Raw genomic sequence first — 399 nt, 5'->3', positions numbered from 1 at the left:
CGTTTTCGCCGAACACTTTCTACTTCGCGCTGACGATGAGTCTGATCACAATGCTGGTGCTGGGCGGCATGGGCTCCCTGACCGGCGCGGTGGTCGGCGTCATCTGCGTTTCGCTGTTGTCGGAGATCCTGCGCTCGGTCGAACGCGGCTTCACGATCGGCGATTTCGCGGTGCCGGCCCTGTTTGGCGCCAGCCAGATCGTGCTCGGCTTCATCTTCATTCTAGTCATGATCTTCCGGCCGAAGGGGATCATGGGGGACCGGGAACTTATGTTCGGATCAACCCAAAGATCGGCAACGGTGAACCAGACAGAGGAACGAAAACGATGATCAAACTCACTCGACGCGGTACCATCGGCCTGGGACTTGGCGCATTCTTCGCGCTTGCCTCGGCCAGCAC

General features: G+C 59.4%; 1 pseudogene. It reads left to right on the top strand.

The annotated features are described in order from the left end of the window. Positions 1-329: pseudogene (locus tag EN925_RS39420) on the top strand (branched-chain amino acid ABC transporter permease); the annotation flags it as partial. Positions 330-399: the final 70 nt, after the last annotated feature.

Origin of the sequence: Mesorhizobium sp. M7A.F.Ca.US.006.04.2.1, assembly GCF_004022915.1 — a bacterium.
In the GTDB taxonomy this organism is placed as follows: domain Bacteria; phylum Pseudomonadota; class Alphaproteobacteria; order Rhizobiales; family Rhizobiaceae; genus Mesorhizobium; species Mesorhizobium ciceri.
The sequence above is the reverse complement of the archived record's forward strand: the minus strand, read 5'-3'. Positions and strand labels throughout refer to the sequence as shown.